Genomic DNA, 24163 nt, shown 5'->3' on the forward strand with positions numbered 1-24163 from the left:
ACCCAAGCGTCGCGGCAATCCGTCGCGGCCCCTGTTCGGGGCGGAGTGAACATTTTCTAAAACGATAACGCAACACGGCGCGGGATCATTTCCGCGGCGCGTGTCGCCTTAGGATTGCACCGCGACTTTGTGCGCAGTGTCAAAGGGGATTGCGGCGCTGATTGTCGGTGCGGCGTCCAGCGGAATACGCAGCATGACCAAGGCGTTGCCGGTGATCGCCGCGCGTTGCAAAGCCGCTGGCAGATCAGCCAGCGTCGTCTGCACGATCTGCTGCGATGCCTTGCTGACGTCAGCCGCGATGGTCACGGCGCTGCCCGGGTTTAGCCCGTGCTGGTGCAGCGATGCGCTGATCCGGGGTGCGGCCCCGACGCCCATATAGAACACCAATGTCGTGCCGGGCACCGCGTGGGCGGCCCAGTTTTCCGGTGCCTGATCGTCGCAATGCTGCCCCGTCGTCAGCACCAGCGTATCGGTTTGCCCGCGCTGGGTCAGCGATTGGCCAAGGAAGGCAGCGGCGGCGCTGGCGGCGGTGACGCCGGGGACGATTTCGACCGGGATGTTTTGGGCGCGTGCGGCGTCCAATTCCTCGGCCGCGCGGCCAAAGATACTGGGATCGCCGGATTTCAGGCGCACAACACGGCGGCCCTTTGCGGCCTCGGCCACGATCAGGGCGCTGATGCGGTCTTGGGGCCAAGCATGCGCGCCGACGACCTTGCCAACGAACACGCGTTCGGCGTCGCGGCGAGCAAGCTCTAGGACCTCTGGATCGACAAGGCGATCGTAAAAGATAACATCTGCCTCTTGCAGGCGTTCGACCGCACGCAGGGTCAGCAGATCGCGTGCGCCGGGGCCTGCGCCGACAAGGGCGATATGGCCGGTGCTGGCGGGCAGCGCGCGGGTGTGGATCGTCTGCTTCAGCAGGTCAGCGGCGGCGCGTTCTTGGCCGGTTTTGTGCATCTGCCACGGTGTGTCGCCAAAGGCCCAGCGCCAGAACGCCCGCCGATCGTTGCGCGGAATCTGTGCGGCCACCGCGCCCCGCAGCCGCCCTGCCAGCGCGGCAAAGCTGCCAAGGCGCGGGTCAAGCATCTGCTCCACCTGCGTCTTGATCTGGCGGGCCAGCACGGGGGCGGTGCCTTCGGTGCCGATGGCGACGACGACGGGATCGCGGTCTACCAGCGACGGGGTGGTGATGTCGCACAGGCTGGGCTGGTCCACGACATTGACCTGCGCACCGCCTGCCTTGGCCAGCATATGCAGGGCGGCGTCCATGCCGGGGCAGCCCGTGCCGATAAAGACCATCGCCGCATCCGCAAAGCTGGCGGGGGTAATGGGGGATGGATCATGCAGGGCGCGGCCCGTGGCGACCAGATCTGCCAGTTCTGGGTCCAAGTCCTGCGCCAGCAGCACGAGTTGTCCGTCCGTTTTCAGCATCAGCCGCGCCTTTTGTGCGGCCTGCTCGCCGCCACCAGCGATGACGATGCGGCGGTTCGTGGTGCGGATGAACATCGGAAAGCTGTGCATTGTCTTATCCCTTTCAGGCGGCGGCGCTGCGGTGGCGGGACTGCCACAGGTCTTGGGCCAACGCCTCTGGCTTGGCGGCACCGACGGCAGACAGCGCCAGCGCGGCGGTGCTGGTGATGATGGCAGCGGCGAAATCGTCGGCCTGTTCGCCGTGCCAGACCTGCGAAAGGGTGCTGGTGGTTTCCGACAGGCGCTGGTGGCCGGTCAGCGGCGCGCCAGTGGTGCCTTCCCAGATTGCGCCCTGTGTCAGACCGTGCAGGGTGATGTCCTTGGCGGGGTGATGTTCAAACTCTCCTCCGCCCCCTTTGAGGACGCGCAGGGTGGGCTGGCTGAGCAATAGCGCAGCGTCGCGCTGCAGCTCTCGGTATGACGGATGGAACACGCCTTGCAGGGCGACGGACGCGCTGGCGGGATTGAGCATGCGCAGCACGGTGTTGATGCAGGACCGCAGGCCGAAGACGTCGCGCAGGCGCAGCAGGTCCATCAGGCGCGGCTGCATCTGTTCCAGCGGGACATAAGCGATGCCGTCGCGGGCAAGCGCGGCAGAAGCGTCCGTCCAATCCACCTGCGTGATACCGACATCGCCAAGGGCCGCGCGCACCGAGGCGCCAGTGGCTTGGTGCGAATTCCAGCCGTGTAGCAAAACTGGATAGCCCGCCTGCGCCACAAGCCGCGCCGCGGCTAGAAACCAAGGCTGCCCGCGCGTGCGCCCTGCGGCATAGGACGGCCAGTCAACGGCGGGCGCAGGTCCCTGCCATGCGGGCAGGGATGCGCGGGCGGCAGCGGTGAAACCTGCGATTTCAGCCGCGACCTCGCCTTTCATGCGCAGCAGCATCAGCAGTGCGCCCAGCGCCTCTGGTGCGGCGTCCCCGCGCAGGATGATCTGCATCGCGGCAAAGGCTTCGTCTTGCGTCAGGGACCGGGCGCGGCCCTGCCCGCGGCCAAGGATTGCGACATATGGGGCGAGTGTCATTCAGCGGCCTCCAACCGGGTTGCCTGCGCAAGAAGCACGGCAATCTCGGGTCTGCAAGAGCCGCAGTTCGTGCCCGCCCCGGTGCAGGCGCCCACCTGCGCCACGGTTGCGGCTTGGCCTGTGTCGATCACGCCCCGGATCGTATTCACGCCGACATTCAGGCAGGCGCAGACCACGGCGCCGGGGTCCGGCATATCGGCGCTGGGACGGCCTGACAGCGGTGAGTGCGCCACCTGCCCCAGTTGCGCGGCTAGGTGATCGCGCGAGACGGCAACAGGCGTGCGCGACACGAAAAGCGCGGCCAGCAGGCGGCCTTCGTCGGTGAAGGCCATGCGCACGGTGCCTGTCGCTGGATCGCGAAAGGTCTGGCAGGGGGCGTCTGGCAAGGCGAACAGGCGGCGGGCCTCGACCTCCCAATCCTGGGGCGCGGTGTCAGCGGCCAGTTCGGCGCGCCAGCCGTTTGCGACGCGGCTGCGGGCCCAATAGGCGCTGGCGGGGCTCATGTCGCCCGCGCTGACCGCATAGCCGAACCAAGCGGCGTTATAGGGCGCAAGTGCAACCACTGCGGCCTTGCTTTCGGGCTGGCCTGACAACGGGTCAACGACGCTGGCGACCAGCGCATCAACGCGGCCCGTCGGCGCGGTTTCCCCGGTCCAATGCATCGGGGCAAAGACTTGGCCCGGCTGCACCCGGTCGGTGATCAGCGCGCGCAGGATGCAGCGGCCTTGCAGACTGGTAACGGTGATCAGGCCTGCAGGCGCGATGCCCAAGGCGGCAGCATCATGCGGGTGGATTTCCAAGAACGGCTCGCCCAAGTGCTGGTTCAGGCGCGGCGATTTCGCGGTGCGGGTCATGGTGTGCCACTGATCGCGGATACGTCCAGTGTTCAGCCGGAACGGAAAGCGCGGCACCGTTTTGGCGACCGGCGGGCGGGCGGCAACGGGGATCATGCGAGCGTGGCCGCTGGGGGTATAGAACTGGCCGTCTGCAAAGAACCGCACCGTCTGGCCGCGCATAGTGACAGGCCAACGCGTGGGCATCAGCGTGTCATAACCGCCCTGCCCCAGCCCGGTCAGGCCAGAGATGTCAAAGTCCCGCCCCATCGCAGCCGCAAGCCCGGACAGCGCGGCGTATTCGTCAAAAATTTGCGCGGGGCTGGTGTAGGCAAAGGCATCGGTCCAGCCCATGCGGCGGCCCACGTCCGACATGATATCCCAATCGGCGCGGGCCTGCCCTGCGGCGGGCATCAGGGCGCGTTGGCGGCTGATGGTGCGGTCAGAATTTGTGACCGTGCCGTCCTTTTCGCCCCACCCCGTCGCGGGCAGCAGCACATGGGCCAGCCGCGCGGTGTCGGTGTTTGCGGTTACATCGCTGACAACGGTGAAATCGCAGCCTTTGATCGCATCGCGGACCATATCGGCGTCGGGCATCGACACGGCGGGGTTGGTGCAGACAATCCACAGTGCCTTGATCTGGCCAGTGCGGACCTGTTCGAACAGATCGACGGCCTTGAGCCCTGCGCCTTCGGGCATGGCGGGGGCGTCCCAGAAATTACGCACAAGGTCGCGGTGAACCGCGTCCTCTAGGTCCAGATGACAGGCCAGCGCGTTGGCAAGCCCGCCCACTTCGCGCCCGCCCATGGCGTTGGGCTGGCCGGTGACGGAAAACGGGCCCATGCCGGGCTTGCCGATCCGGCCCGTGGCAAGGTGGCAGTTGATGATCGCGTTGACCTTATCCGTGCCGGACGACGACTGGTTCACCCCTTGGGAGAAGACGGTGACGACCTTTTCCGTGCGGGTCCACAGGTCGCAAAAGGCGGTGATCTGCGCGGGTGTCAGGCCAGTGACGCGGCCGTCCTGCGCCTGCGCGGCACGCAGGGTTTCGTCAAAACCATCAACGTGGCGCAGGTAGGCGGCATCGACGGCACCGCCCTCGTAAATCGCGGCAAGCAGGCGGTTGAACAAGGCGACATCGCTGCCCGGTTCCAGCGCCAGATGCATATCTGCCAGATCGCAGGTTGCGGTGCGGCGCGGGTCGATGACGACCACGCGCATCGCGGGGTTTGCGGCCTTGGCGGCGGCAAGGCGTTGATAAATAACCGGATGACACCACGCCAGATTGCTGCCGACCAGCACGACAAGGTCGGCAAGCTCAAGGTCCTCGTAGGTGCCCGGGACGGTGTCGGTGCCAAAGGCGCGTTTTTGCCCCGCCACGGTAGAGGCCATGCAGAGGCGCGAGTTTGTGTCGATATTGGCCGAGCCGATGAAACCTTTCATCAACTTGTTGGCGACATAGTAATCCTCGGTCAGCAGTTGGCCAGAGACATAGAAGGCAACAGAATCAGGGCCGTGGTCGGCGATGGTCTGGCTGAAACGGTCCGCGACAAGGCCAAGCGCCGTGTCCCAATCGGTGTCCACATCCAGCACGCGGGGCGTCAGCAGGCGGTCGTCCAGCGAGAGTGTTTCGCCCAGCGCGAAGCCTTTGGAACACAGCCGCCCAAGGTTGGCCGGATGTGCGGGATCGCCGCGCACCGCGACTCCGCCCGCCCCGTCCGGCTGCGCCAGCACACCGCAGCCAACGCCGCAATAGGCGCAGGTGGTGCGGATTTCGCCGGGTTGCTGCGGGCGGGTGTCCATCATGCCACCTGTGCGCGGCGCAGTTTGGCGGTATCGAGCAGGATGCGCCCGCCCTCGACGCGGATGGGATAGGTATTCACCGCGCCGGTGTCTGCGCCTTGCGCCAATCCAGTGTCTAGCCGCAGCACCATGTTGTGCAGCGGACAGGTGACGGACCTGCCGTGCACGATACCCTCTGACAGGGGGCCGCCCTTGTGTGGGCAGGCGTCGTCAATGGCGAACACCTCGTTGTCGATGGTGCGGAACACGGCGACGCAGCCGATGTGGGTTTTCACCACGCGCGCGCCGCGTTCGGGGATGTCTTCGAGCGCGCCAATATCGGTCCAGTTGGTCATTCTGCGGCCTCCAGTGTCAGATCGGCAAGGGGCTGCCAAAGATTGCGGAATGCGGGCTTTGTGCGTTCGGCCCAAGGGTCCTGCTGCATGAACTGCTGGGCATAATAGAAGCGGTCCGCCAGCGCCTTGCGGCTATCGGCGTCCGTGACGACCCGTGCGACGATGTGGTCAAGGCCGACGTTATCCAGCCATTTGTACATGCGTTCCAGATAGGCGGCCTCTTCGCGGTACAGCTGTAGGACGGCAGCGGTGTATTCCAGCACCTCGTCCTCGGTCTTGACGGTGCACATCACGACAGTGCCCTGAATATGCAGACCCGCCGCGCCGCCGATGTGCAGCACATAGCCAGAGTCGACGCAGATCACGCCCACGTCCTTGCAGGTGGATTCCGAACAATTGCGCGGACAGCCAGAGACGGCCATTTTCACCTTGGCCGGCGTCCAAGACCCCCAAAGCGCCTTTTCCATGCGGATACCAAGTCCGGTGCTGTCTTGGGTGCCAAAGCGGCAATGGTCGGTGCCAACGCAGGTTTTCACCGTGCGCAGCCCCTTGGCATAGGCTTGGCCGGACACCATGCCCGCGGCGTTCAGATCGGCCCAGATGTCGGGCAAGTCTTGTTTCTTGACGCCCAGCAGGTCGATGCGCTGGCCGCCGGTGACCTTGACGGTTTGCACGTTGTATTTGTCAGCCGCATCCGCAATCGCCCGCAGTTCAGCCGCAGAGGTGATGCCGCCCCACATGCGCGGGACAACGGAATAGGTGCCGTCCTTTTGGATATTCGAATGCATCCGTTCGTTCACAAAGCGGCTTTGGTCGTCGTCCTGATATTCGCCCGGCCAGTCGCACAGTAGGTAGTAATTCAGCGCAGGCCGGCAGGACGCGCAGCCGCAAGAGGTTTCCCAGCCGCATTCCTGCATCACGGCCGCCATGGATTTCAGGCCGCGCGATTTGATCAGGCGGCGCACGTCCATGTGGGTCAGCGGCGTGCAAGGGCACATCGGCTTGACGGTCTGCACTTCGAACGCGTCGCCAAGCGACAGGGCCATGACCTGTTCGACAAGCCCGGTGCAAGTGCCGCAGGATGCGCTGGCTTTGGTCTGGGCGCGCACGTCGGTCAGCGATGTTGCGCCGCCTTTGATCGCGTCAACGATAGTAGATTTGCATACGCCGTTGCAGCCGCAGATTTCTGCATCAGCCGGTAAGGCTGCAACGGCCGCCAACGGGTCCGATTGGGCACCCCCTTGGAAAGCGGGGCCAAAGATGAGGGTATCGCGCATGTCCGATACGTCGGTCTTGTCCTTGATCAGCCCGTGGAACCACGCACCGTCGGCGGTGTCGCCATACATGACCGCGCCGATCAGCCTCTCTCCTTCTAGTACAAGGCGTTTGTAGATGCCCCGCGCGGGGTCGCGAAAGACGATGTCGTCGCGCCCGTCCCCTTCGGCAAAGTCCCCGGCGCTGAACAGATCGCAACCTGTGACTTTTAGCTTTGTCGCCACCTCTTTGGGGGTGAAAATCGCGGGGGTATCGCCCAGCGTGTCGGCGGCAACCTTGGCTTGGTCATACAGCGGCGCAACAAGGCCGAAGATGGCCCCTTGATGTTCGACGCATTCGCCCAGCGCTAAGATGTGTTCGTCTGATGTGATCATCGCATCGTCGACATGGATACCGCGACCGACAGCCAGCCCTGCCTCTTTGGCCAAGGCCACATTGGGGCGGATGCCGACAGCCATCACAAGCAGATCACAGGGCAGTTCGGTGCCGTCGTCCAGCAGCAGTCCGCTGACGTGGCCGTCCGTGCCCATGATCTCTTTAGAGTTGGCAGAGGTCAGGACGGTGATGCCCTTTGCCTCTAGCGCTTTTTTCAGCAGATAGCCTGCCGCCTCGTCCAGCTGGCGTTCCATCAGGTGGCCCATGACGTGGATCACGGTGACATCGACGCCGCGGGCGGCCATGCCTGCCGCGGCCTCTAGCCCCAAAAGGCCGCCGCCGATCACGATGGCTTTCGCGCCGGGCTTGGCACCCAGGCCCATCATGCGTTCGGTGTCTTCCAGATCACGGTAGGGAATGACGCCGGGCAGATCGTGGCCGGGCAGCGGGATCATGAAGGGGTTAGAGCCGGTGGCGATGACAAGGCGATCATAAGGGACCGGGCCATTTTCGCCGTGGACGATGCGGGCCGCGCGGTCGATGCGCTCGACCTTTTCGCCAAAACGGCAGGTGACGCCGTGGCCCTCGTACCAGTCCGTGTCATGGGTGACGATTTCGGCGTAGGTCTTATCGCCGGACAGCACGGGGGACAGCATCAGGCGGTTATAGTTCCCGCGCGGCTCTGCGTTGAAAAGCGTCACGTTCCACGCGCCGGGCTGCGTGTCGAACAGATGCTCTAGCATCCGGCCAGAGGCCATTCCGGCCCCGATAACGACAAGGTTCTTTGTCATGGCTTACTCCGCTGCGATGGTGGCAGGTTTCGGCGCAGGCTTTGCGCCGTGTTCGTATTCCGTCAGGAAATCAAGGACTTCTTGGCGGTATTCATAGTAGTCGGGGTGGGCCAGCAGCGCCTTGCGGGTGCGCGGGCGCGGCAGTTTCACGTCGGTGATCTTGCCGATGGTGGCTTGCGGGCCGTTGGTCATCATGACGACGCGGTCGGCCAGCAGGATCGCCTCGTCCACGTCGTGCGTGACGCAGATCGCGGTGACTTTGGTGCGGGACCAGACTTCCATCAGGACCTCTTGCAGTTCCCACCGGGTCAGGCTGTCCAGCATGCCAAAGGGTTCATCCAGCAGCAGCAGTTTTGGCGACAAGGCAAAGGCGCGGGCGATGCCCACGCGTTGTTTCATGCCGTTCGACATGGAATGCGCGCCGCGGTCCATCGCATCGGCCAGGCCGACACGTTCAAGGTAGTATTCCACCACCTCTTGCCGCTCGACCTGGGTCGCCTTGGGGTAAACCTTGTCCACGCCAATCGCGACGTTTTCCTTGGCGGTCAGCCATGGGAACAGGTTGGGCGATTGGAACACAACGGCGCGTTCGGGGTCCGCGCCTTCGACGTGGCGACCATCAAGGCGGATTGCGCCTTTGCTGATCTCGTTCAGGCCGGCGGCCATGGTCAGCACGGTGGATTTGCCGCAGCCGGAGTGGCCGATCAGGCTGATGAACTCGCCCTGATTGACCTTGAGGTTGAAGTCCTCGACCACCGTCAGCGGGCCTTTGGGCGTGGGGTAGACTTTGTGCAGCTGCGAAAAGTCGAGGAAGCGTTCCTCGATCATGCCTTCGCGGGCCTCTTTCACCACGGCGGGGATGGTCTGGTGGATCGGGGTGACATTGGGCAAGTGCCGCGTTTCGGCGACTTTGGCGGCGATACCGACGTCCATCAGGTATTGCGTCACCTGCGCGCGTAGCTTTTTAAAGCCTGCATCGTGGTTCATCGCGTCGCGGTTACGGGGGCGCGGGATGTTGACGGCGACAGGATCGGCAAGCGTGCCATCGGGGTTCAGCACGATGATGCGGTCGGCCAGCAAGATCGCCTCGTCCACGTCGTTGGTGATTAGGATGCAGGTCTTCTTGTCGGCCTCCCAGATCTCTAGGATTTCGTCGGCAAGGTTGGCGCGGGTCAGCGCATCAAGGGCGGACAAAGGTTCGTCCAGCAGCAGCAGGTCAGGCTCCATCGCCAGTGCACGGGCCACGGCGACGCGTTGGCGCATGCCGCCGGACAGTTCCGACGGATAGCGGTGGGCGGCGTGGGGCAGCCCGACCATGGCGATGTAGTGATCGGCCTTGGCGGTTTGCTCTGCCTTGGGCAGCTTGCCGTGGACTGCCTCAATCGCGAGCATGATGTTGCCGCGCACGGTCAGCCACGGCATCAGGCTGTAGCTTTGAAACACAAGGCCGCGGTCTGGGCCGGGGCCGTCGATGGGCTTGCCGCGAAAGGTCAGATCGCCGGTATCGGGTGCTTCTAGCCCGGCGATCAGGTTCATCAGGGTGGACTTTCCAGTGCCGGAAAACCCGAGGATGGCAAGGAATTCGCCTTCTTTCACATCAAGGTCGATGTGTTTCAGGATTTCGGTCCGGTGGGTGCCTTCCCCGAAACCTTTGCCGACGTCTTTGAATTGCAGAATGCTCATATCCATCACCGCTGCGCTGAGAAGGTAAAGAAGGACTGCATCGCGAACATGACCCGGTCGAGCAGGAAGCCGATGATGCCGATGGTCAGCACCGCAACGATGATCCGCGCCAGCGATTGGGAAGATCCATTCTGGAATTCGTCCCAGACGAATTTGCCAAGGCCCGGGTTCTGCGCCAGCATTTCAGCGGCGATCAGCACCATCCAGCCCACGCCCAGCGACAGGCGCAATCCGGTAAAGATCAGCGGCAAGGCGGACGGCAGCACCAGTTTGGTGATCTTGGCGTAGGGGCCCATTTTCAGCACGCGGCTGACGGAAATCAGGTCGCGGTCAATGGACGCCACGCCCAGCGCCGTGTTGATCAGCGTCGGCCAGAGCGAGCAGAGCGTCACGGTGATGGCAGACACGAGGAAGGATTTAGAGAAAAAGCCGTCGTTGGTGGCATAGACCGCGCTGACGACCATCGTGACGATGGGCAACCACGCAAGGGGAGAGACCGGTTTGAAGATCTGGATCAGCGGGTTCAGCGCCGCATTGGCTGTGGGCGACAGGCCCGCCGCAATGCCAAGGGGGATGGCGATGGCGGATGCGATCAGGAAGCCGAAGAACACCGTCTTGATCGAGGTCCAGATCTGCCCGTAGTAGGTCGGCGATCCGGTATATGCGATCTCTTTCACTTCGTCGCCGCGGCCCGCGTCGATCAGGCGCTGGTTACGCTGGTCAAGGCGGTCGGTGAACACAGCCTCTTTTTCCCATTTCACCACTGCGTCGGCGTGCAGGCCCTTTGCCTCTTGCCAGACGGCGACCGGGCCGGGGATCGCGCCAAGGGACGTGACGACCTTGGGTGCCAGCGCCGACCACAGCATCAGGAAAATCGCGATGGACAGCAGGGGCACGCCCAGCAAGCGCCAGATTTCTTTGCCCTGCGCGCGGGGGTTATCCCCTGCAGCCGCCTTGAGCATTGGCGTCACCCAAGCAAGGCCAAGGACGGAAAACCAGGCGTCGGCCTTGTTGATGCGGGTGAACCAGACGGCGCGGCGGGCTTCGCGGTGCTGGGCTTGGATGTGATCGGGATCGACGACGGTCATGGCGTGGCTCCGTGGGTGGGATCAGGGGGCAGTGCCGTCCCGCCAGCGCGGCGGGACGGCATGTGGCATCAACCAGCGATGTCGCCGGACTTCAGGCCAATCGGCAGGCTGTCGATATAGGCGTTGGGGGTTTTGCCGTCGTAGGGGATGCCGTCGATGATGTCGGCGGCGGGTGTCGGGGCTTTGTAGCCGTCGCTATCCCATGGGAAGTCAGCCTCTGCCGCCAGATCTTCGTCGACCAGCATGCGGGCGGCTTCAAGGTAGATGTCCGGACGGTAGACGGACTTTGCGGTTTCATCGAACCAAGCGTCGTCTTTGGGTTCAGCGATCTGGCCCCAGCGGCGCATCTGGGTCAGGTACCAAACGGCGTCGGAATAGAACGGATAGGTCGCGTTGTAGCGAAAGAACACGTTGAAATCGGGCACATCGCGCACATCGCCGGGCTCGTATTCGAAGGTACCGGTCATGGACGCCGCGATGACCTCGGCGTCAGCGCCGACGTATTCGGGGCGCGCCAGGATCGAGACCGCTTCGGCGCGGTTGGCGTTGTCGTTTTCATCCAGCCAGATTGCCGCGCGGATCAGCGCCTTGGTCAGGGCCAGCGTGGTATTTGGGTTTTCTTCGGCAAAGGCGTCGGTGATGCCGAATACTTTTTCAGGGTTGTTCTTCCACAGCTCGTAATCGGTAATGACCGGCACACCGATGCCTTTGACGACGGCCTGCTGGTTCCACGGCTCGCCCACGGCGTAACCGTCGATTGTGCCGGCTTCCATCGTAGCGGGCATCTGCGGCGGCGGGGTGACGGACAGCATGACATCAGCGCCGATGGTGCCGGTGGTGTCAGCGGGCGTATATTGGCCGGGGTTCAGACCGCCAGCGGCCAGCCAGTAACGCAATTCGTAGTTGTGGGTGGAAACCGGGAACACCATGCCCATGTTGAAGGGCTTGCCAGCCGCTTTGTAGCTTTCGACGACGGGGGCCAGTGCAGAGGCGCTGATCGGGTGCTGCGGTTTGCCGTCGGCATCCGTTGGGATGTTTGGCTTCATCGCCTCCCACACGGTGTTCGACACGGTGATGCCGTTGCCGTTCAGGTCCATGGAAAAGGGCGTGATGATGTGCGCTTCGGTACCGTAACCGATGGTTGCTGCCAGCGGTTGACCGGCCAGCATATGTGCGCCGTCCAGTTGACCACCGATAACGCCGTCGAGCAGAACCTTCCAGTTGGCCTGCGCTTCGAGCGTGACAAACAGACCTTCGTCCAAGAAATACCCATTCTCGTAGGCGATGGCGAGCGGCGCCATGTCGGTCAGCTTGATAAAGCCGAAGGTCAGCTCGTCCTTCTCAAGCTCCAGCATTTCGGCAAAGGCCGGGCTGGCGATCATCGTGGTTGCCATCAGGCTGCAGAGTAGTTTTCTCATGTCGATTTCCTTGCGATGGATCTGGAGCGCGGTGGAAAGACGTCCCAGACAAACAAAAATAGCCGCTGACCAACTTCATGCATTGGCATAAAGGGTCGAGCGGCTTTGCTCGGGTAACCCGGACTTGGGAATGGGGTCAGGCGGACGCCATTGTCTGCCTATGAACTTAGGTTAGGCGGCGCTTTGGCGGCGAAACAACAGTGAATGCGGGCTTAGGTGCAACTGCAGCGTGATTTTCTGCATCGCGGCATAAGAGTGCCGCTTTTTGCATCACTCTGGCAGGTCGGCGCTGAAATCCTGCCCATCAAACGAACGGGCAAAGCCGCTGGGGCGCATCTGGTAGCCGGGAATCGCGTGGACGATCTGGCTATGCAGATCGGTGCGGAAGGTCGCCACAGCCGCCGCGCGGGCGCTGGTGCGGTCCAATCCCATGCGGGCGGCCAGCTGCGTGCCGATCCAAGCCGCGTGCTGCGGCTGGGGGGTATAGCGGGTGAAATCGACGAAGCCGGGCACGCTGCGGCTGTCACCGCGCGGCGTGATTGTCAGATGACCGGACAAGGCGCGGTCGATGACTTCGTCCGGCACCTCTAGATAATCGCGGCCCGACAGCATGGCGCAGGCGCTGGTGCGATGGGATGGGTCGGCCAGCCATTCGCCCGCCCGCCACAGCGCGCGGATCAGGCCGCACAGCGGCTCTGGCGCGGTATCGGCCAGATCAGCCCGCACGCCAAGCACCTTTTCCGGCGCACCGGGCCAGATCGCGGCACCGGGCAGCAGCAAAGCGCCAGAGCCGTTTTCAACCGCCATAGAGCCCCAAGGCTCTCCGACACAAAAGGCGTCGAGTTCTTCGGCGGCGAGTGCGGCGGCCATCAAGGGCGGCGGCACGGTGCGGATATCAACGCCGGCAGGCGCAGGCAGGCCCAGCGCGGTCAGCCAGTGATACAGCAGTTCGGCATGCATCGAAAACGGGAACGGCACGCCAATACGCAGCGGGCCATTTGCGGCGGCGATCAAGGCGAGCCCTGCGGCGCGGGCATCGTGGAAATCAAAACCGTGGCCATTGGCGCGCAGGCGCTCTTCGATCCGGCGGCTGACGCCGATCACTTCGCCATTGGTCGACAGTACAGCCACAGCCGCGAGCGGTCCCCCTGCCCCGCTGAGGCCCAGCGCGGTGGCGACAGGCATGGGGGCAAGCATCTGCGCCGCCATGACTTGGCCGAAAGACACCATATCACGCAGCGCCGACCACGAATGGGCGCGGCGCAGATCAAGCGTGACGCCTTCGGCGCGGTCAAAGCCCATTTCACGGGCGACGATCAGCGGGGCTGCGTCAATCAGGGGCAGAAAGCCGACGGGCAAATGCGTGGTCACGACAGCAGCCCCGCCGTGGACACCAGCGCCTCTGCTACGTCGATGACCTTGCGGCCTTGGTCCATCGCGGCGCGGCGCAGCAAGTTATAGGCGGCATCTTCGTCGATGCCTTTGGCCTTCATCAACAGGCCCTTGGCGCGGTCGATGACTTTGCGCTCTTCTAGCGCGCGTTTGGTGGTGGCCAGTTCAGTACGCATCTGGCGGAACATGCTGAACCGCGCAATGGCGGCGTCGATGATCGGCTTGAGCCGGTCGGCGCGCAGCCCGTCGACAACATAGGCGGACACCCCTGCCTCGATCGCCAAGCGCGTCAGGTCGGCGTCGCTTTGGTCGACAAACAGCGCGACGGGACGTTCCAGCGGGGCAGAGGCAAGCGTCAGCGCCTCGAGCGCATCGCGCGACGGGTTATCAAGGTCAATCAGCACGATATCGGGGTTGTGCGCGGCGATTGACGCGGTCAGCCGGGTCATATCGGTGACGGTCGTCAGCTCGTATTCCCCCGCGCGCAGCAGGCTTTGTTCGATCAAGGCGGCGCGGGCCGGGTCGCTTTCAACGATGGTGATTTTCAAGCGGCGCTGCATAGGGGCAGCGTCACCAGAGGCGCCGGCGATTGGCAACGGTTTGCGCGATTATTTGGCCCATAAAAAGTGCAGGTGCCACTATTTCAGGCAGTTGCGCCAGTCGCCGACGGCAATTGCACCATTTTGCGGGTACGATTGGGTCAGTACAGCCCTGCTTCGCGCGCAATCATGGCCGCTTGGGTGCGATTGGCAGCACCGATTTTGCGATACAGCGTTTTGACATGCAGCTTGACCGTCGGCTCTAGCACATCCAGATCGCGGGCGATTTCCTTGTTGGATTTACCCTCTGTCAGACCCTTGAGGACCTGCAATTCGCGCGCGGTCAGTTTTTCCGCCAATGGGTTAGAGGTGACATCGTCCACAGCGGTCATAAATTCGATGGGCGCGTATTGTTCGCCCATAGCCATGAATTTGACGGCGTTAATAAGGGACTTGGCAGGCAGCGATTTCGGCACAAAGCCAGCGGCGCCAGCCTCTAGCGCGTCTTCGGCGATCTGGCGCGTCGCCTCGCCAGAGATTAGCGCGACACGCTGGCCGCCCCCCATCGCAATCGCGGTGCGCAAGCCGTTCAGCCCGTTCATGCCGGGCATGTTGTAGTCCAGCAGCACCAGATCATAGGGCGCGTCCGCCTCGATCCGCGCGCAGGCTTCGCCAAAGGTGCCGACGGATGCGGTTTCCATGCCGCCCTGGGATTGCAGAAACATCACCAGCGTATCGCGCAAAAGGTCATGGTCGTCGGCGATCAATACTCTCATGCGCTATCCCTAGTCATGTCTTTGGCTGTCAGTATGCCATTTACTGGCGCGATTTTCGCAAAAATTTTCGACAACTTTAACTATTATGGATACCTTTACTAGCCTGAGATACCTCTAACAGACATCGCATTGCCTGACGATAACCCGTTCGGACACTGCCCTGCCCAATGGCCTGCACCAGACATCGCCGTTTTTCACCGCAAAATGCGATCGCAATGAATATACGCCATATGAATAGAACTCAGCCCCATTTGCGAAGCGTAAAGAATACAGCCAGATATGATGCGAAAATCTATCTGCGATCCAATTGCATTTGGCTTTATTTGGCGTAGGCGGGCGGCACAGCCTTATGCTAATTCTACATATCACCCGTCTCGCCTTAAAGGCGAAGGATACCGAAACTGATGTCTGGCCCGATGACAGCATCTAGCGCAGCGGCCATGATAGCGTAGGTCATCCACGGTTAACCTATCCGAAAGGATAGCCGGCTATCCCAATGACCGCATGCGGAACTAACGGGCTATCGGTATAGTTTTCTCATGATGTAAAAGGATGTAGCGATGCTTAAAATGGTTCTGAATACAGCTATGGGCGCAAGCCTTGCACTGGCCTGTGCCACCGCCGCGCTGGCAGAGGATATGGCCGCACCGCAGGGCGACGTCCTGTTGACGGTCTCGGGCGATATCGATGTGACGAATGTTGGCGACACCCTACAACTTGACCGCGAACAGCTTGCTGCGCTTGGTATGACATCGTTTGAAACGACAACCATTTGGTCCGACGGCATCCAAACCTATGAAGGAACGTCATTGGCTGCGCTTGCCGAACTGCTGGGCTTGACCGAAGGCAAGATATTGGCGACCGCGATTAACGACTATACTGTTGAAATCCCAGTATCTGACGCTGTCGAGGGCGGGCCGATCATCGCCGTTCTGATGAATGGCCAAGAAATGTCGGTCCGAGACAAGGGTCCGCTGTGGATCGTTTACCCCTACGATTCGAACAAGGACTATCGCTCTGAGGTTGTGTACTCGCGCAGCATTTGGCAATTGGACCGGATCGAAGTGATACGCTAAGCTGATTGCAGGACGCATCATGTCCAATCGGGATTTAACCTACTTGGCCATGAAGTCCAAACAACGCAACAAGGCCGGGCGCACCTTTGCAGTGTTGTCCGGTCTGTTGGCTTTTTCTGCGATTATCTTCTTGGCGTTCAGCGTCACAAAAGAGATACGCCTGCTGGGCTCTGCCAATTCTGACAACGTACAATGGCAGCTGTCACAGACAGAGGTTGAGTTCCTGGAGTTCAGCAAGACTCTGGCTGAATTGCCCGTTGATTTGGCAAATGTGCGACAGCGGTTCGACATCTTTTATAGTCGGATCACAACTGTGCTGCAGGCGACGGTCTTTGAAGAGCTGCGCGATGACGAACATTTTCAAACCTCTTTGGATGCGGTTCAGACTTTTCTGCGCCTTAGCGTGCCGCTGATCGACGGCGATGATGCGGCACTGCTAGCCGCCCTACCGGACCTGCGACAATCATCCATACAAACGCGCCGCGACGTGCGGGATCTGTCGAATGGCGGGCTGGATTTATTTGCCACCGCTTCGGACAAGCAGCGCAGTGCGGTCGCGGCCACGATGATTGAACTGGCCGCCGTGTTGGCGATCTTGATCGGGGTGCTTGCGGTTGCAGTGCTTTACCTGAACCGATTGCTGCGCGCCCTGACCAGAAGAGAGCATCAGCAGCATCAGACTTCTACGCGGATGAATGCGATCATTTCGTCGTCCTTGGACGGGGTCATCGTCATTGATGCGCAGGGCAGCATTTTGACCTTCAGCCCCGCAGCAGAGGCGATCTTTGGCTATTTCGCCGAAGACGTCGTTGGTCGAGATCTAGCAACAGTCATCGTGCCGCCCAAACTGCGCGACGTGCATTACGCAGGCATGGAGCGGATGCGCAATGGCGGCAAAAAGGCCGTAGTGGGCAAAGGCCGGGTGCAACTGGAAGCGCTGCGTGCAAATGGGGAACTATTCCCAATTGAAATGGCGATCCACTCTTCAATCACGACTGAAGGCGAGATTTTAATCGCCTTTCTACGCGACATCACAAAGCGCGTGGCTGATGAGGTTGAACTTGTCGCGGCCCGCGATGCCGCAGTTGCAGGGGCCAAGCTTAAGACCGAGTTTCTAGCCACCATGAGTCACGAAATCCGCACCCCGCTGAACGGGTTGCTGGGCAACCTTGAACTGATGAGCGAAACAGAACTGACACAAAGCCAGTCCCGGTATGTGCGCAATATGGACACCTCTGGCCGGCTTTTGATGCGGCATATCTCTGACGTGCTCGACATCACGCGCTATGATGCGGGCAAAATGACGACCAAGTCAGAACCGATGGATTTGTCTGTGCTGTTGCAAGACATCATCGACAGCCAGACCAGCATGGCGGGTGCGAACCAAACCACCCTCAGCTGGGGCTGGGACGGGGCACCGCAGAATTGGATCAAGTCTGATCCCGACCGCCTGCAGCATGTCCTGCTGAATCTGATCGGCAACGCCGTGAAATTCACGCGCAATGGCAACGTCACACTGACTGTGGCCGCGCAGCCTGACGGCGATGTGATTCAGCTTGGCTTTACCATCAGCGACACCGGTCCTGGCATGTCCGCCGATCTGGCGGGCCGGGTTTTTGATGATTTCGTGACCGGTAATACGGCCTATGACCGGGATGTGGGCGGCACTGGGCTTGGGCTTAGCATCGCCAAGCGCTTTGTCTCTGCAATGAACGGACAAATCGGGGTCGAAAGCGTCCTTGGCAGCGGCAGTACATTTTGGGTGCGCCTTCCCGTTTCAGCGGCGCAGCCGGTGCAACGGCAGCCCGCCCTGCCCCCGCCGGCGGCGCGTCCGATACGGCCTTTGCAGGTTTTGGTCGTCGAGGATAACGAGATTAACCGCACCGTCGTGCGCGACATGTTGGAAAAAGGTGGCCACCGCGTGACCGAGGCAAATGATGGCCGCGCGGGCGTCACGGCAGCACTGTCGCGGCGGTTTGACCTGATCTTAATGGATATCAGCATGCCCGTGATGGATGGCCGCACCGCCACCCGCGCGATCCGGCGCGGCACGGGTCCGTCGGCGCACACGCCAATTATTGCCCTGACCGCGAATGCGATGCAGGAAGAGCAGGTAAACTTTCTGGCCGATGGTATGGACGGCGTCCTGACAAAGCCGCTGACTAAGGCCGCCTTGGCCGATGTGCTGGGCCGCCATACCGGGGCCGTCCAGCCTGCCACGCCCCAAGCCGCAGCACCGCAAGTTTTGAATAGCGAACACAACGCTGAAACCCGAGAGATTCTAGGCGAAAGTGGCTATGCCCGCATGTCTGGCGTTTTCGTCGAAGAGGTTGAACAGTTTATACTGTGGCTGGATGATCCAGCGTCGCATGACCTGTCCGCGCTCGCACCGCAGTGCCACAAATTTGCCGGCAGCGCGGCCGTATTTGGCGCAACCGCGCTGCATACTCAGCTTAAAGAGATGGAAACAGCGGCAAAGCAGGGCAATGACAGCGCAGTCATGGCACTGCGCAGCAAATTGCCCGCGATCTGGAAAGCCACCCGCGCCTTGGTCGATTAGGACAGCAAGTTGAATGCATCCATGGCCCCCGAATTGCGCAAGGCCTGTTACCAAACCCAGTCATCCGGCATTTATCAATCTTAAGATTTCGACGCACGGCAGCCGCAGTTGTCCTTCGTTGTGGTCGTAGCCGGGATGTCGAAACCCACACAGATCTGCAGCATGGCTACGGCGATGATTGCGAATAACGAGGCTTGCAACCGGGCGCGGCATCCAAAGCGTGGGCCAGCCGTATATTGTGGCCGTGCCTTGTTTTGGTGCCGATCCGAATGCCCGTCTAAGCCACTTTCAGTTCGGGAGCCGCGCTTGCGATCTGTCCGTTTGAACTATGCGCGCGCAGAGCCCGCCATAGCGAATGTCACCCGTCCGATGCCCGATGTGCCGGCGGCTTTCACCTATTGCTTCGATGATCGTTCCGACACCGCCCCCCGTACCCTATCTTGGCATTCGGGATCCCCACTCAGTTCTGGTCGATCAAGGGGCACCTTAGAATAGATGCCTAAGGTCAGACCTCACCTCAATGCTGCCAAACAAAACTGGAACAAGTTGCGGCGTAGATCATCGCGCTTGGCATCAGAATTCATCCCAACCTTCGTCACGCGCACCTCCACCCAACGAAGCAACCGCTACCCGGGCAGGTTTCTGCGACTTTTCAGATGGTTTTTTACCTATCGTGACAACGTTTCCGACATTTTTCTGAATTCTCGGTTTTCCTGTATCGAACTTTGCTACTTCGGTGGCGAGAACGGAGGCTTCCTGACGGAGGGCCATGCTTGCAGCGGTGGTTTCTTCAAGGCTTGCGGCATTCGTCTGCACATCACGGTCAAGTTGAGAAACCACGACAGAGATTCCGGAGATCGCTGATGTCTGTTGGCTAGTCGCTTCTGCAATGCTGCTGATCTCCTGTGAGACACTTTCGACAGAGACCAGGATATTTTTCAGCGCAGCGTTGCTGTTGTTCACCTGTTCCACACCGGTTTTTACTTGCGACTCGCTGGTCGCAATAAGTGCATTGATTTCCCGCGCAGCGTCCGAAGACCGTTGCGCCAAAGCGCGCACCTCCGATGCAACAACTGCAAACCCGCGACCTGAATCGCCTGCGCGTGCGGCTTCCACACCAGCGTTCAAAGCAAGAAGGTTTGTCTGAAATGCGATGTCATCGATAACCTTTATGATTTGGCTAATCTCGCCGGAGGACTTCTCAATCTCTTGCATGGCGTTGGCGGTGCTCTGCGCAATTTTGGCACAGGATTGGGCCTCCTGCTGTGTGGTCATCGCCTTCTGGCGTGCCTCAACTGCGCTGGAGGATGTTGATTTGACCAATGCCGTCAACTCTTCGATCGCCGCTGACGTTTCTTCCAGCGACGCGGCGGAAACTTCTGCCTTGCGCGCTATTCTATCGGCAGCGGTTGAAACGGCCTGAGACGACCCTTCAATCACGTGCCCGCTGGTTGCGATCTGCTCGATAATCATGGTGAGCACTTCAGATGTTTGGTTCAGGGTCCTGCCGATTTCCTGAAAAATACCTTCATGATGTTCTGGCATTCGTTTGGTAAGGTCACCTTCCGCCAATGCCTTAAGGACAAGTTTAACGTCGGCCAGACTCGCCTCTGTTGCGGAACCAATCTGGTTCATTCCCTCGCAGAGAGTGGCGAAGACCCCGTCCTTTTCGCGAGCACTGAGGCGTTTCGTGAAATCGCCTTTTGCATAGGCCGCAACCACACCTGCGACCTCCGCCGTGATCTGTTGCTCCTTTTCCCGTTCTTTTACAAACCGTTGACGATCGATTTCAGCCTTCTGCTTCTCTTTATCGGCCCTGACCATGTCATCTTGCATAGCTTGCTCACGCGCTTCTTGTGCAGCATGCTTAGCTTCCTCAGCCTGACGGCTGAGTTCGTTTCGTTCGACGGCATTTGTTCTGAAAACTTCGAGCGCGCCAGAGATCGATGCAACTTCGGTGATTCTAGAGGTGACTGCTTCAATATCCAGACGACCCTCCGTCAAATGGCCAATAGCCTCTGCCAGTTTCTGCAAAGGTTTTGAGATTGATAGAGCGAGCTTTACGCCGACCACTGCAAAGACTGCGATCAGCGCCGCCACTGCTAAACCTGCCGCCAGCAACAGTGTTCTTTCTGTCTCGACTGCGTCTGCCTTTACGGCCTCCATCCGAGCTTGGATCAAACCATTGATCTGTTCAAAGACCGGTTCGACAGCGGCGTAACGCGCGGAGAGCGCGCTACGCAGTTCGGCTTCCTCGAGAGATACCTCGACAAAGGCTGCGAATGCATTCTGATAGGTTTCCAGCAGCGCCGTTACCTGAGCTCGCTGATCGACGGACTGAATCCCGAGTGGGGCCATGTCGAGGAATTCGGCAACGCGCGCATTCAACTGATCAAGGTACTTCGGATCACGGCGCATGATGAAATCTTTTTCATGGCGCCGCATCATCAACATCTTAACCTCTAGAGGCGCGTTATCGATGGTTTTAAGCGCCTCTTCAACTTCATGGACGGCGCTCCGAAGCTCTCCTTGCAACCCCGCCGATGGATCAAGGCCGAGCGTTTTCATCGCCAATACAAGTTGCGCGAAGGTTGCTGTATAGGCGCTTATCCCCTCCGAAAGCGGGTCAAATTTCGCGTCGGCACCAGCCACCTCCAACACCTGAGCCGCAGCGCGCACATCCTGAATATTCGCCGCCACGTTATTCATGATATCGCTGTGACGACCCACGTATTTTTCGTCCGCACGGAGCAGAAAGTCTTTCTCGGATCGCCTTGCGAGCAACAGGTCCCTATCAATCTGACCCATCGCCTGCTGAAGACTGACTGCGGCGGCCTGTTCCTTTGTCGCTTGGTTGTTCACGATAAACAGCGTGGTACTTGCGGCAACCATCAAGATCATCGTGATGAGAGCCAGTGCAACGATACCAACAATCGCAGTATTAATTTTAACGCTTTTCATGAACGGTCCTGAAAGAAGACAATAGTATTGTGCAAAGCAGAATAGGTGAGAAACGTTTACGGAAGGTGCACTGGCTGGCCATAAATGGTTTGATTATCGTCAAGGCACGATTTGACCGACATATGGAACGGGCGATTGGATGGGTCCTGCCTCGGAGTCCGGTGGACATGTTGAACGGCCAGACTTTGGTCGCTGGCACCGCACCTGTCGTTTCCCAATCTCAACTCTTCGATCAGCGCTATCGCTTGATCGGGCAATGGCACGTTGTGGTCGCAGGGCGAAACACCGACCCGATGCGCGCACCTAACCGATGAGCGGCCTGGCAGTTGCCCTTGGCTTCTACCCTGCGCAGCGTCCTATCATCGGGGCCGTAATTTCGGTGAATGGCTTACGGCCAAAATCTTGGCCTGCTAGTTTGAGGTGATATTCGGTCTTTAAAGCGTTACCGCTGACTTCGCCTCTTTGCGCTGCTTAGCAAGAAAAGCCTCACCGATCTTGGCAAAGGTTTGGCCCTGCGCATCTAATCGGATGCGTTTCTCTTCGTGTTTGGCCTCATGCGGATCAATCCAGCCGCGACTATCGTCCGCGCTTTTTCCTTCGCTTTCCGCGCCTGAGCCAAGCTGACCTCTGGATACACGCAAACCGAATAGAGACGTTCTATCCCATCCATCAATATTTGAATTAAAGGAGCCGCGATCCGTTGACCTTCACCAACACGAACAAGTCCTTGAAGGCTGAAACCTTGTAGGAATTTTCGCGCGGTTCGAGGTTTCGAATCTGTTTGTTTGATAAAGGTATCACTGAGGGTGTCATTTATCCGGCCTAAATCAGATACGCCCACAGGCATCCCCAAACTGGGGGTATCCCATCAAACGCCACAAGACGGCCTTGGACAAAGAGATATCCTTAAACCCTTATAAATAAGGATTAGTAAGATGTCATCGAATAAGGTTTGATGTTGAAATGGTGCCCCCACACGGACTCGAACCGCGGACCTACTGATTACAAATCAGTTGCTCTACCAGCTGAGCTATAGGGGCACTGAGGGCGGAATAACGTCACTTTGGGAGGGGTGCAAGACCCTACTTATGCGCGCGGGCCAGCAAAATGACGGCGAGCAGGCCAACGCCGCAGATCACCAGCGCGGCGGGGGCGGCTTCGGCGATATTTTCAAGGCTCGCTTTCGCATAGACGCGCGTCGATAGGGTGTCGTGATTGTACAGCATCAGGGTTGCTGGCAGCTCTTTAACCGCATCGACAAAGGTCAGCAGCAGGGCCGATCCGATGCTGGCGCGAATCAACGGCAGGTGCACGGCGCGCAGTGTTTGGCCTGCGCTGCGGCCCAGTGACCGCGCAGCCATGGGCAGGCTAGCGGGGACGCGGCCGAGGGCTGCGTCAGCAGTGCCTTCGGCGATCGCAAAGAAGCGCACGACGTAAGCTAGGATCAGCACGCCAGCGCTGCCTGTCAGCAGCAAACCGGGATCGCGGCCTGTGATGGACAGGATCAGATCGGCGAGGCCGTTATCGAAGGCCGCCAAGGGCACAAGGATGCCCAGCGCCAGCACGGCACCCGGCGCGGCGTAGCCGAGCGCTGTGACCGGCAGCAGCAGCTGCGGCAGACGGCGGCCTGACAGGCGCGTACCATAGACCATGAATACGCCGCCGATCACGGCCAGAACCGCTGCCAGCCCGCAGACCAGCAGCGTGCGGCCGAACGCCTCTGCCAAGCCCGGCGCGGTCCATTGCGCTGCCGTCAGCGCATGCGACGTCAGAACAGCGACGGGCAGCACAAAGCCCGCCAGCACGGGCAATACGCAAGCCAATGTCGCAGCAACGGCCCCTGCCCCGCGCAGCTGCGCCGGCGTGACGGGACGCACGTTGCGGGCCGATGTGGCAAAGCGAGAGCGGCGACGAGAGGTCTTTTCCAACCCGACAAGGATCACGATGACCGACAGGATCACACAGGCCAGCTGCGCAGCCCCGCCCAGATTACCTCCCTGCCGCCAGACCGAGAAAATACCGGTGGTTAGCGTTTGCACGGCGAAATAATCGACGGTGCCGAAATCGTTCACGGTCTCCATCATCACGACAGCTACGCCCGCAGCGATGGCGGGGCGGGCCAGCGGCAGACCCACGCGCCAGAAGCGGGCAAAGGGCCCTGCGCCCAAGGCGCGCGCGACCTCGTACCCTGCCCCGCCTTGTTCGCGGAACGCGGCGCGGGCCAGCAGGTAGACGTAAGGATAAAGCGCGGCGCCAATGACCAAAATCGCCGCGCCGCGCGTGCGGATCTGCGGGAACCAATAATCGCGGGACGTCGCCCAGCCGAAGGTACTGCGCAGCGCGGTTTGCACCGGACCTGCGTAGTCAAGGAAATCAACCAGCGCATAGGCACCGACATAGGCGGGCACGGCCAGCGGCATCAGCAGCGCCCATTGCAGCCAGCGCCGCCCCGGAAAGCGGTACATTACAACCAGCCAAGCCGTCGCTGTGCCGACAACTGCGGTCAAGGTGCCGGTGCCCAGCATCATCAGGCCGGTGTTCACCACGTAGCGCGGCAATGTGGTCGACAGCAGATGTGGCCAGATGTTGTCCGTCGGCGTCAGGGCGAACCAAACGACGGCCACCAGCGGGGCCAAAACGACGCAGGCGATCAAGACCGCCCCTGCGGACCACGGATCGAACCACGCCTTGCGGCGGGCGGCGGGCAATACCTGAGTGCTTTGCTCTGACATAGGCCAGCGCCTACCGGAAAGCGTTTCCCCTG

Annotated in this window: 15 protein-coding genes and 1 tRNA gene; 2 read left to right on the top strand and 14 right to left on the bottom strand. The window is 60.9% G+C overall.

The window, feature by feature from the left end; translation table 11 throughout:
- Window positions 1-108: 108 nt before the first annotated feature.
- The 11 genes from cysG to BM131_RS00885 all read right to left on the bottom strand — a co-directional run bounded on the left by cysG (window position 109) and on the right by BM131_RS00885 (window position 14802).
- Window positions 109-1521: a siroheme synthase CysG gene (gene cysG, locus BM131_RS00835; protein ID WP_090184214.1), complete on the bottom strand. Its 1413-nt coding sequence runs from the start codon at window positions 1519-1521 to the stop codon at window positions 109-111.
- 13 nt (window positions 1522-1534) lie between these two features.
- Window positions 1535-2494, bottom strand: coding sequence for a glycosyl transferase family protein (locus tag BM131_RS00840; protein WP_090184217.1), 960 nt, complete (start codon window positions 2492-2494; stop codon window positions 1535-1537).
- Entirely contained in the window at window positions 2491-5130 is a 2640-nt protein-coding gene (locus BM131_RS00845; RefSeq protein ID WP_090184219.1) for a nitrate reductase, read from the bottom strand. Before BM131_RS00845 ends, BM131_RS00840 begins: the two co-directional genes overlap by 4 nt.
- Window positions 5130-5465, bottom strand: a complete 336-nt coding sequence (gene nirD, locus BM131_RS00850) for a nitrite reductase small subunit NirD (protein ID WP_090184222.1) — start codon at window positions 5463-5465, stop codon at window positions 5130-5132. Before nirD ends, BM131_RS00845 begins: the two co-directional genes overlap by 1 nt.
- A complete protein-coding gene (nirB, locus tag BM131_RS00855; RefSeq protein WP_090184225.1) occupies window positions 5462-7906 on the bottom strand; it encodes a nitrite reductase large subunit NirB in 2445 nt (814 codons plus the stop codon). Before nirB ends, nirD begins: the two co-directional genes overlap by 4 nt.
- Window positions 7907-7909: 3 nt before the next feature.
- Window positions 7910-9589, bottom strand: coding sequence for an ABC transporter ATP-binding protein (locus tag BM131_RS00860; RefSeq protein WP_090184599.1), 1680 nt, complete (start codon window positions 9587-9589; stop codon window positions 7910-7912).
- Window positions 9590-9594: 5 nt separating this feature from the next.
- Entirely contained in the window at window positions 9595-10677 is a 1083-nt protein-coding gene (locus tag BM131_RS00865; RefSeq protein ID WP_090184228.1) for an ABC transporter permease, read from the bottom strand.
- 68 nt (window positions 10678-10745) lie between these two features.
- Window positions 10746-12095, bottom strand: coding sequence for a CmpA/NrtA family ABC transporter substrate-binding protein (locus BM131_RS00870; protein ID WP_090184230.1), 1350 nt, complete (start codon window positions 12093-12095; stop codon window positions 10746-10748).
- A 270-nt stretch (window positions 12096-12365) separates the two neighbouring features.
- Complete coding sequence (locus BM131_RS00875; RefSeq protein ID WP_090184233.1) at window positions 12366-13466, bottom strand: ABC transporter substrate-binding protein; 1101 nt, start codon at window positions 13464-13466, stop codon at window positions 12366-12368.
- The gene (locus BM131_RS00880; protein ID WP_090184236.1) at window positions 13463-14047 is read right to left on the bottom strand and encodes an ANTAR domain-containing response regulator; all 585 of its coding nucleotides are present in this window, start codon (window positions 14045-14047) and stop codon (window positions 13463-13465) included. The genes BM131_RS00875 and BM131_RS00880 overlap by 4 nt, the downstream gene beginning before the upstream one ends.
- Before the next feature lie 140 nt (window positions 14048-14187).
- Complete coding sequence (locus BM131_RS00885; protein WP_090184240.1) at window positions 14188-14802, bottom strand: response regulator transcription factor; 615 nt, start codon at window positions 14800-14802, stop codon at window positions 14188-14190.
- 560 nt (window positions 14803-15362) lie between these two features.
- Between BM131_RS00885 and BM131_RS00890 the strand changes: the two genes are divergently transcribed.
- The gene (locus BM131_RS00890; RefSeq protein WP_342713928.1) at window positions 15363-15878 is read left to right on the top strand and encodes a putative pterin-binding protein; all 516 of its coding nucleotides are present in this window, start codon (window positions 15363-15365) and stop codon (window positions 15876-15878) included.
- A 19-nt stretch (window positions 15879-15897) separates the two neighbouring features.
- Window positions 15898-18438, top strand: a complete 2541-nt coding sequence (locus tag BM131_RS00895; RefSeq protein ID WP_245754092.1) for a hybrid sensor histidine kinase/response regulator — start codon at window positions 15898-15900, stop codon at window positions 18436-18438.
- Window positions 18439-19011: 573 nt separating this feature from the next.
- Here BM131_RS00895 and BM131_RS00900 read toward each other — a convergent pair.
- From BM131_RS00900 to BM131_RS00910, 3 genes are all read right to left on the bottom strand, one after another.
- Entirely contained in the window at window positions 19012-21399 is a 2388-nt protein-coding gene (locus BM131_RS00900; RefSeq protein WP_090184243.1) for a methyl-accepting chemotaxis protein, read from the bottom strand.
- A gap of 964 nt (window positions 21400-22363) precedes the next feature.
- Window positions 22364-22439, bottom strand: a tRNA-Thr gene (locus BM131_RS00905).
- 42 nt (window positions 22440-22481) lie between these two features.
- Complete coding sequence (locus tag BM131_RS00910) at window positions 22482-24131, bottom strand: ABC transporter permease (protein ID WP_090184246.1); 1650 nt, start codon at window positions 24129-24131, stop codon at window positions 22482-22484.
- Window positions 24132-24163: the final 32 nt, after the last annotated feature.

Origin of the sequence: Loktanella salsilacus (assembly GCF_900114485.1) — a bacterium.
GTDB lineage: Bacteria > Pseudomonadota > Alphaproteobacteria > Rhodobacterales > Rhodobacteraceae > Loktanella > Loktanella salsilacus.

Bases quoted from the DNA above. Each gene is read 5' to 3' on its own strand.
- BM131_RS00870 (WP_090184230.1), bottom strand. From the start codon at position 12,095: ATGAGAAAACTACTCTGCAGCCTGATGGCAACCACGATGATCGCCAGC.
- BM131_RS00910 (WP_090184246.1), bottom strand. From the start codon at position 24,131: ATGTCAGAGCAAAGCACTCAGGTATTGCCCGCCGCCCGCCGCAAGGCG.
- BM131_RS00845 (WP_090184219.1), bottom strand. From the start codon at position 5,130: ATGGACACCCGCCCGCAGCAACCCGGCGAAATCCGCACCACCTGCGCC.
- BM131_RS00865 (WP_090184228.1), bottom strand. From the start codon at position 10,677: ATGACCGTCGTCGATCCCGATCACATCCAAGCCCAGCACCGCGAAGCC.
- cysG (WP_090184214.1), bottom strand. From the start codon at position 1,521: ATGCACAGCTTTCCGATGTTCATCCGCACCACGAACCGCCGCATCGTC.
- BM131_RS00885 (WP_090184240.1), bottom strand. From the start codon at position 14,802: ATGAGAGTATTGATCGCCGACGACCATGACCTTTTGCGCGATACGCTG.
- BM131_RS00890 (WP_342713928.1), top strand. From the start codon at position 15,363: ATGCTTAAAATGGTTCTGAATACAGCTATGGGCGCAAGCCTTGCACTG.
- BM131_RS00860 (WP_090184599.1), bottom strand. From the start codon at position 9,589: ATGAGCATTCTGCAATTCAAAGACGTCGGCAAAGGTTTCGGGGAAGGC.
- nirD (WP_090184222.1), bottom strand. From the start codon at position 5,465: ATGACCAACTGGACCGATATTGGCGCGCTCGAAGACATCCCCGAACGC.
- BM131_RS00840 (WP_090184217.1), bottom strand. From the start codon at position 2,494: ATGACACTCGCCCCATATGTCGCAATCCTTGGCCGCGGGCAGGGCCGC.
- BM131_RS00880 (WP_090184236.1), bottom strand. From the start codon at position 14,047: ATGCAGCGCCGCTTGAAAATCACCATCGTTGAAAGCGACCCGGCCCGC.
- BM131_RS00900 (WP_090184243.1), bottom strand. From the start codon at position 21,399: ATGAAAAGCGTTAAAATTAATACTGCGATTGTTGGTATCGTTGCACTG.
- nirB (WP_090184225.1), bottom strand. From the start codon at position 7,906: ATGACAAAGAACCTTGTCGTTATCGGGGCCGGAATGGCCTCTGGCCGG.
- BM131_RS00895 (WP_245754092.1), top strand. From the start codon at position 15,898: ATGTCCAATCGGGATTTAACCTACTTGGCCATGAAGTCCAAACAACGC.